General features: G+C 66.1%; 1 protein-coding gene. It reads right to left on the bottom strand.

Annotated features, from left to right (window positions below; translation table 11 throughout):
- Window positions 1-257: ABC transporter permease subunit (locus ACYP5B_RS49815; protein ID WP_459574856.1), on the bottom strand; the 257-nt coding region annotated here is incomplete at both ends.

The raw sequence follows: 257 nt of genomic DNA, 5'->3' as shown, positions 1-257 counted from the left end.
GAGCCCAGGAACTCGCCCACCACGGCACCGACCAGCGCGAAGCCAAAGCTGACGTGCAGGCTGGCCAGGATCCAGCTCAATGCCGACGGCACCACCACGGCAAAAGTCAGTTGCCGTTTGGAGGCGCCGAGGATCTGCGCATTGGCGATCAGGTAGCGGTCGGCCTCGCGCACGCCCTGGAAGGCATTGCCGAACACCACGAAGAACACCATCACCACCGCCAGCGCCACCTTGGAGGCCATGCCCAGGCCCAGCGC

The sequence above is a fragment of the Cupriavidus sp. 8B genome (genome assembly GCF_054589115.1).
The sequence above is the reverse complement of the archived record's forward strand: the minus strand, read 5'-3'. Positions and strand labels throughout refer to the sequence as shown.